Genomic DNA, 6,177 nt, shown 5'->3' with positions numbered 1-6,177 from the left:
AAGTCCGACGCCGAGCTGGAGCAGATGGGCCTGACGCGCGCCGACCTGCCCCGCGTGGCGATGGAAGCGGTGTTCGACGAGCGCGGCCGCTGAGCCGACCGCGACCTTGAAGGATCGATGAAGGCGTCCTCATCCGGGGGCGCTTTTCGTTTTGCTGGATGCGCGCGCGTCAGACCAGCGGCGCGCTGAGCCAGGCGATGGTCGCGGGCGGAACGCCCAGCCAGCCCAGCATGATCTCGGTATCGCCGGCCAAGGCGACCGCGCCGAAGACCGCGAGGATGATCGACACGATCACCCAGGCATCGAAGACCTCATGCTCGCGGTTGATGAGGGCGTTGAAGATCATCCGGAACACCACCGACAGGCGCTGGATCGGCACCACCACGGCGACCGGAGCGACCGCCAGCGCGAGGTAGCGGAAGAGCTGCGAGAAGGCCACGAACACGGTCGAAGCGAGGAACCAGCCGCGCGATCCCGTGTCGAGGCCGGTCATGTAGCCCCGCCCGCCCGCCAGCAGCACCAGCAGGCCCACCACCAGCGCCGCCGCGACGTAGGACACCAGCACGCCCGCGACGCTGTCGGCCAGCCCGCCGTCGCCGATGCCCAGCGCGATGAACAGCGGGCTCGCGCCGTAGCCCAGCGCGCAGACCATGCCCCACAGGGTGCCGGGCAGGTATTGCGGCTCGAACCCCTTGGCGCGGCCGGCGGCGGTGGTCGCCTTGCGCCGGCGCATCATCACCATCGGGCCCACGATCACCAGCGCGATGCCCAGCACGTTGACGGTGTTGACCGTCTCGCCCAGGAAGATGAACGCCAGCACCAGCGAGATCAGGATCGACAGCTGCTGCACCGGCGTCGAGAGCGTGGCGCCCAGCGTCTGCGTGGCGCGGTAATTGCCGTAGCGGCCGATAACGAAGTGCACTACGCCCGCCAGCGCCATCCAGAGCCACGAGTCGACCTGCCACGCGGCCATCGCCTCGAAGCCGCCCATGAACAGGGCAAAGGCGAGGAAGATCGGCACGCCCAGCGGCACGGTGATCGCCATGCCCTGAAGGACGGTCGATTTCAGCACGCCCCGGCGCACCGTGGCGTTGTTCAGGCCGAAGAACGCGGCCGAGGCGAAGGCGAGAAGCGCACCGAACATGACGGACTCCGGTCGGGCGCCGCGACCGGGCGGGCGCGGCAGGGCATCGGGAAGTCGGAAGGGTGACCCGCGCCGGCCGGCGCGGGCCGGCCGCCCCTAGCGGGTGCCGCGCAGGAAGTCGCGGATCAGTTCGGGCGTCAACTGCACCGACGGGTCGTATTCCGGCGCGTCCTCGATCTGTTCGAGATCGTTCAACCCGCATTGCTTGAAGATGCGGTTGGTGGTCGAGATCAGCCGCAGCGGCCGGTCCGGATCGGCGTTGAAGTGCTGGTGGATCGTGTTCGGCGGCACGTAGATCACGTCGCCGGATTCGTACTCGAAGCGCTTCACCTCGTCCTGCGGCTTCCAGAAGTATTCGTCGGTGATCTCGACGTCGCAATCCTGGTGCAGGTCGTAGCCGTGGCCTTCCAGCACATACAGGCACTCCTCGGCCAGATGCCGGTGTTTGCCGGATTTCGAGCCGGGCGGGATGATCTGCATGTAGGCGTCGACCGTCTCCATCCGGGTGTTCATGTTCTCGTTGATGAGATGCTTGAGCAGGCCTTGGCGCGACATCTCCCACGGCATCTCGTGCGGGCGGATGATCTTCTTGCGCTTGGCGTTGCGCTCGGGCGCCTCGACCGCGTCGTCGAGCAGCCCCTGGTAGAGCGGCCTGTTCTCGGTCCCGTCGATCCAGGCCTTCGCTTCGCCCCACGCCATCAATAGCCCTCCTCGGGGTGGTTGTGATCGTGCTCTTCCTCGCGGACCTCGAAATCCTCGCCGCCGGGTGCGGCGGTCGTCTCGCGCGGCTCGACGGTCTTCTGGAACAGCATGTTCATGAACACGAACATGGGCTTGGTCTTGAGCACCAGCGCGCGCGCGGGCTTGGTATCGGAGGCGTTGAAGTGCTGGTGCACGCAGTTGTTGTGCACGATGGCCACGTCGCCGGCGGTCCATTCGTACTTCTGCTCGTCGTGGATCTCGTAGCCGTCGCCGTCGAGGATGTAGAACGCGGCCTCGTTGACGTGGCCGTGCTTCTGGCTCTTGCCGCCGGGGCCGTATTCCTCGAGGTGGATGTGGAACAGCTGCGTGATGTTGTCCTTGGGCTCGACGTAGTGGCGGCTGTAGGCCTGCGGGCCGTCGACGAACTTGATCTCGCGCGCCTTGCGGACGCGGGGCTGGGCGCGCAGCTCGTCGAGTTTCTGCTGCAGGTTGTATTCGCCCTGCACAGCGCGGACGAAGATGCGGTTCTTCTGGCTGTGGTAGTAGCCGGCGGGCTGGCCCTCGGCCGGAGTCTCGTCGCCCTCGAGCGGGTCCTGCGTCGCAGGCTCGGTCTTCTTGTCCATGCGTCTCCTCCTTCTTTGCCTCACTCTACGCCGTCGCCAATTAAAGAACAACATTCCTATATGCGGAACAAGCGTCAGGAAGCCGCCACTTTCGCTGGGAAAATCAGGCCGTAGGCTACATGTCAGGGGCCGCAGGGCCTTGACCGCCCGCGAAACGGGTACGAAAATCTACGGGCGTTTCTTGCATACGGAACAGTGTTCCGTTATCGGTTTCGAAAGCACGAAAGGGGACCACATGGCCGACACGGAAAACACGATCGAGTTGTGCGCGAAGGACGACGTGGCCGAAGGCGAGGCGCTGAAGGTCGAGACCGGAGACCTGGAACTGGCCGTCTACCGCGTCGAGGACACGTTCTACGTCACCGACAACATGTGCACGCACGGCCCCGGCGAGCTGTCCGAGGGCTATCTCGAGGGGCACGTGATCGAGTGCGATTTCCACGGCGGCCAGTTCGACATCCGCAACGGCGAGATCGTCGCCCCGCCCTGCATCGTGAAGCTGAAGACCTACAAGGTCGTGCCCCACGACAGCGCCGTGGTGATCGAGGCGCCGGCTGACTGACCTAGCAGACCGCGACCAGATCGACGAGATGGGACAGGCCGGAATGGCCTGCGCCCTCCTCGACCTGCGCGTCGTGGTCGCGGATGTCGCACTGCGCCATGTCGCCGAAGGCGTCGCGCAGCAGCGCCGGCGTGTAGAGGTGCTCGGGCTTGCCCGGCCCGCCGGTCCGGTATTCCATCTGGCGCGGACCGTACCCCTCGATCAGCAGCAGCCCGCCGGGCTTCAGCGCACGCTTCATCGCGGCGAAGACGGGCGCGCGTTCCTCGGGCGTCAGGAACTGGAAGAAGATGCCGGCGACCACGTCGTATTCCGCATCTTCCCAGTCCCGCGCGCGGAGGTCCGACCGTTCAAACCGAAGCGCGACGCCGCGCGCCTCGGCCAGCCGCCGCGCCTTGGCCTGCGCGGCGGGCGAGAAATCCTGCGACAGCACCTCGAGCCCCTGCCCCGCCAGCCAGACGCCGTTCCGCCCCTCGCCGTCGGCGATGGCCAAAGCCCGTCCGGAGGCCGGCAGGCGATCGGCCTGGTCGGCAAGAAAGGCATTGGGCTCGGTGCCGAAATGGTAATCCTCGCGGCCGAACCGGGTTTCCCAGCGTTCCAGATCGCTCATGGTGCCGCCTTCGCACGGGTGCGCCGCCGGCGCAGCGCCGGCAGGAACAGCGTCAGCAGCGTCAGCACGATCAGCACAATCGATTGCGGCCGGTCCAGCATATAGCCGAGGATCTCGCCGTCCGAGATCTGCCGCGTCTGGTGGAAGGACCGCTCGGCCGTCTCGCCCAGGACCAGCGCGATCACCAGCGTCAGGCGCGGATAGTCGAAGCGGATCATCAGGTAGCCGACGATCCCCATGATCATCGCCAGGATCACGTCGCCCGGCCGGCCGTCCAGCACGTAGACCCCGGTCAGCGACACCGTGACCACGACCGGCACCAGGAAGTGCACGTTGATGAAGGTGATCATCACCAGCCACCGCGCCAGCAGCAGCCCGATCAGCGACGCACCGATGGCCGAGGCGGTCAACGCCACGATCAGGCCGTAGACCTCGCGTTCGTTCTGCAACAGGATCGACGGCCCCGGCTCGATCCCGTGCAGCACGAGGATGCCCAGGAACAGCGCGGTCTCGGCGCTGCCGGGGATGCCGAAGGCGACCGTCGGCACGAGCGAGCCGCCGTCCTTGGCGTTGTTGGCCGATTCGGGTGCGATGACGCCCACGATGTTGCCCTTGCCGAAGCTTTCGGGATCGCGCGAGGCCTGCACCGTCGAGGTGTAGGCGATGAACGACGCGACGGTTCCGCCCAGGCCCGGGATCGCGCCGATCACCGTTCCGATGGCCGAGCCGCGCAGCAGCACGGTCCAGTGCTTGAAGACCGACGCCACGCCGGTCCAGATGCCCGAGATGCGCGTCTTGGCGTCCTCGGCCTTGGCCGCGACGCTGCCGCCTTTCAGCGCCAGCTCGATCATCTGGCTGAGGGCGAACATGCCGGTCAGCGTGGGCACCAGCGGAATGCCGTCCCACAGGTAGTCGGTGTTCAGGGTAAAGCGCAGCTCGCCCGACACGGTGTCGGAGCCCACGAAGGCCAGCATCAGCCCGAAGCCGCCCGCGATCAGGCCGCGCAGCAGCTTGCCGCGCGCCGACACCGCGATGGCGACGAGGCCGAGGATCGTCAGCAGCAGGAATTCGGCCGGGCCGAAGGCCAGCACCAGTTCCTTCGCCAGCGGAATGATCAGCAGCAGCGTGAACAGTCCGATGACGCCGCCCAGCGCCGAGGCGGTGGCCGAGGCGCCGATCGCCATGCCGGCCTTGCCCTGACGCGCCAGCGGGTAGCCGTCGAAGGTGGTCGCGGCGTTGGGCGCGGTGCCGGGCGTGTTGATCAGGATGGCGGTGATCGAGCCGCCGAAGGACGTGGCCCCCATCACCCCGCCGGCAAGATACATCGCGTCGAGGCTGTCCATCGTGAAGGTCACGGGGATCAGCAGCGCCAGCGCCGTGGTGCCGCCGAGGCCCGGGATCACCCCGAAGCACAGGCCCAGCAGCACGCCCGCGAGGATGTAGATGGCCGACCCGCTGGTGAAGACCAGCGCGATCGCGTCGAACAGGACATCGAAGCCCATGCGCCCCTCCGCTATCAGGCGGGCGGGGCCGCGACCGGCCCCGCCCCGTTGCGATCACTCTGCCAGCACGTCCTTGTAGGTGCTGTAGAAGTCCATGAGGTTGGACATGATCTGCGAGGCTTCCTCGGCGCCGACGGCGTCCAGCGGACGGCCCGTGCTTTCGGACCACTCCTGGACGGCCTCGGAATTCGCCGCCTCGATGATCGCCGCCGACAGCTTCTCGGTGATGTCGGCGGGGATGCCCGGAGGGCCACCGACGATACGGCGGAGGTCGAAGTTGGCGAACTGGTCGTACCCCAGCTCGGTCGAGGTGGGGATGCCCTCCATGCTGGGCTCGTCCTCGAAGGTCATGATGATCTCGACATCGCCGGATTCGGCGTATTTGCGCAGCGAGGCGATCGGCTTGATCGTCGCGTCGACCTCGCCGCGCATCAGGCCGATGATCGTGTCGGTCGAGCCCTTGTAGCCGGTGACGTTCTGGATCGGGCAGTCGATCACGCTCATCGCGATGCGGGCGGTCACCGACGAGGTGGAGGCCGGGCCGGTATCCGAGTGCTTGAACGGCTCGCCCTGCGCGCACAGGTTCTCGAGGCTCTCGAATTCGCTGTCGGGGTTGACGGCGAGGGCGTATTTCGACGTGGCGAGGTTGGCGATCCAGGTCACGTCGGTCAGATCGTAGCCCGACGAACGGCCCAGAAGCTGCGGCACCGTCAGGCCCGGCACGTTCCAGATGCCGATCGTGTAGCCGTCGGGATCGGCGCGGTAGACGGTAGAGGCGCCCTTCTGGCCGCCGGCGCCGGGGATGTTCTCGATCACCACCTCGGTGCCGAGGATCTTCTCCATCTCGGGTGCCACGGCGCGGGCATAGGCGTCGAAGCCGCCGCCGGGGCTGTAGGGCACCACGAAGGTGATCGGCTCTTCGGGCCATTCGGCCGCGGCGGCACTGGCCGTCACCGCCGCGAACGCCGCCGTGACGGCGCCGATGATCTTGCTGGTCATGGGTTTTCTCCTCTCTGGTTGTCTCGAGCGCCTGCCCG

7 protein-coding genes are annotated in these 6,177 nt (G+C 67.1%); 1 reads left to right on the top strand and 6 read right to left on the bottom strand.

The window, feature by feature from the left end:
• Nucleotides 1-169 precede the first annotated feature (169 nt).
• The 3 genes from ACFDTC_RS02310 to ACFDTC_RS02300 form a co-directional block, all read right to left on the bottom strand.
• Nucleotides 170-1,144 (bottom strand): EamA family transporter, encoded by a 975-nt coding sequence (locus ACFDTC_RS02310; protein ID WP_375257252.1) that lies wholly within the window; start codon nt 1,142-1,144, stop codon nt 170-172.
• A gap of 96 nt (nt 1,145-1,240) precedes the next feature.
• The gene (locus tag ACFDTC_RS02305; protein WP_375257251.1) at nt 1,241-1,843 is read right to left on the bottom strand and encodes a cupin domain-containing protein; all 603 of its coding nucleotides are present in this window, start codon (nt 1,841-1,843) and stop codon (nt 1,241-1,243) included.
• Nucleotides 1,843-2,469 carry a cupin domain-containing protein gene (locus ACFDTC_RS02300; protein WP_375257250.1) on the bottom strand — a complete coding sequence of 209 codons (627 nt, stop codon included), beginning with the start codon at nt 2,467-2,469 and terminating at the stop codon, nt 1,843-1,845. Before ACFDTC_RS02300 ends, ACFDTC_RS02305 begins: the two co-directional genes overlap by 1 nt.
• A 235-nt stretch (nt 2,470-2,704) precedes the next feature.
• On the opposite strand from ACFDTC_RS02300, the gene ACFDTC_RS02295 reads away from it, so the two are divergent.
• A complete protein-coding gene (locus ACFDTC_RS02295) occupies nt 2,705-3,031 on the top strand; it encodes a non-heme iron oxygenase ferredoxin subunit (RefSeq protein WP_375257249.1) in 327 nt (108 codons plus the stop codon).
• A 1-nt stretch (nt 3,032) separates the two neighbouring features.
• Here the strand turns inward: ACFDTC_RS02295 and ACFDTC_RS02290 are convergent, their stop codons facing one another.
• The 3 genes from ACFDTC_RS02290 to ACFDTC_RS02280 are packed head-to-tail and all read right to left on the bottom strand — an operon-like array spanning nt 3,033 to nt 6,139.
• Nucleotides 3,033-3,638, bottom strand: coding sequence for an SAM-dependent methyltransferase (locus ACFDTC_RS02290; RefSeq protein WP_375257248.1), 606 nt, complete (start codon nt 3,636-3,638; stop codon nt 3,033-3,035).
• Complete coding sequence (locus ACFDTC_RS02285) at nt 3,635-5,140, bottom strand: tripartite tricarboxylate transporter permease (RefSeq protein WP_375257247.1); 1,506 nt, start codon at nt 5,138-5,140, stop codon at nt 3,635-3,637. The genes ACFDTC_RS02290 and ACFDTC_RS02285 overlap by 4 nt, the downstream gene beginning before the upstream one ends.
• Before the next feature lie 54 nt (nt 5,141-5,194).
• Nucleotides 5,195-6,139: a tripartite tricarboxylate transporter substrate binding protein gene (locus tag ACFDTC_RS02280; RefSeq protein WP_375257246.1), complete on the bottom strand. Its 945-nt coding sequence runs from the start codon at nt 6,137-6,139 to the stop codon at nt 5,195-5,197.
• Nucleotides 6,140-6,177: the final 38 nt, after the last annotated feature.

Source organism: Citreimonas sp. (assembly GCF_042096055.1).
GTDB lineage: Bacteria > Pseudomonadota > Alphaproteobacteria > Rhodobacterales > Rhodobacteraceae > Citreimonas.
Note: the sequence above shows the minus strand (reverse complement) of the source record. Positions and strands in the feature narration are given on the sequence as shown.

Coding starts and splice junctions, on each gene's coding strand:
- ACFDTC_RS02310 (WP_375257252.1), bottom strand. CDS start 1,144: ATGTTCGGTGCGCTTCTCGCCTTCGCCTCGGCCGCGTTCTTCGGCCTG.
- ACFDTC_RS02280 (WP_375257246.1), bottom strand. CDS start 6,139: ATGACCAGCAAGATCATCGGCGCCGTCACGGCGGCGTTCGCGGCGGTG.
- ACFDTC_RS02290 (WP_375257248.1), bottom strand. CDS start 3,638: ATGAGCGATCTGGAACGCTGGGAAACCCGGTTCGGCCGCGAGGATTAC.
- ACFDTC_RS02300 (WP_375257250.1), bottom strand. CDS start 2,469: ATGGACAAGAAGACCGAGCCTGCGACGCAGGACCCGCTCGAGGGCGAC.
- ACFDTC_RS02295 (WP_375257249.1), top strand. CDS start 2,705: ATGGCCGACACGGAAAACACGATCGAGTTGTGCGCGAAGGACGACGTG.
- ACFDTC_RS02305 (WP_375257251.1), bottom strand. CDS start 1,843: ATGGCGTGGGGCGAAGCGAAGGCCTGGATCGACGGGACCGAGAACAGG.
- ACFDTC_RS02285 (WP_375257247.1), bottom strand. CDS start 5,140: ATGGGCTTCGATGTCCTGTTCGACGCGATCGCGCTGGTCTTCACCAGC.